The sequence below is a fragment of the Nonomuraea rosea genome, from assembly GCF_039539705.1.
Lineage (GTDB): Bacteria > Actinomycetota > Actinomycetes > Streptosporangiales > Streptosporangiaceae > Nonomuraea > Nonomuraea rosea.
Map to the genome: position 1 here is coordinate 1 of NZ_BAABDQ010000140.1, position 819 is coordinate 819.

Annotated in this window: 1 pseudogene; it reads right to left on the minus strand. The window is 66.8% G+C overall.

Going from position 1 to position 819, the window contains the following annotated elements:
* Positions 1-115: 115 nt before the first annotated feature.
* A pseudogene (locus tag ABEA43_RS67790) lies at positions 116-819 on the minus strand (IS256 family transposase); the annotation flags it as partial.

Consider the following 819-nt stretch of genomic DNA (forward strand, 5'->3'; position numbering starts at 1 on the left):
AAGCATGGCTCCTCCGGAAGATCCGCGTGCTGGACAGCGGTAGATAACCACGTCCACCAGCCAGAATCCGGACCCTCACACCCACGTGATCGACGTGCAAGACAGCCCTCAGAGGGCTCAAGATAACGATGGTGTTGGTGGTGTAGAGCAGCTTGCGGACCGAGGGACTGCAGGCTAGGAACGGGATCACCCGGTCCCAGGCGTTCTCCCAGACTGCCACCGTCTGCGGGTATTTCTTGCCCCACGGGCTGCCCGCGAGGTCGGCCAGGGCGTCGAAGGCGGCCTCGGCGTCGGCGGCGGTGTAGACCTTCCTCAGTTCCGCGGCCAGGGCGGGGCGGTCCTTGCGCGGCACCGGGCGCAGCGCGTTGCGGATCAGATGCACGATGCAGGTCTGCACGGTGGTGGCGGGGAAGGCGGCGTGGATGGCGTCCTCGAACCCGCTCAGCCCATCACAGCAGGCGATGAGGATGTCGGCGACGCCACGGTTGCGCAGGTCGTTGACCACACTGCGCCAGAACCCGGCGCCCTCCCCGGCCACCGGGCCCTGCGCCGTCTTGGCGATCCAGATGCCCAGGACGTGCTTGTCGCCATCGGTGTCGATGCCGACCGCCAGGTAGGCCGGCTTGTTCTGCACCACATGGTTGTCGCGGACCTTGAACCACCAGGGCGTCCAGGAACACCACCGCATAGATGGGATCCAGCGGGCGCCGCTGCCAGAGCTTCACCTCCTCCATCACCTGCTCGGTGATCCGCGAGATCGTCTCGGCCGACAGCCGGGTGCCATAGACCTGCTCCAGGTGGTGCACGATGTCCCGGACG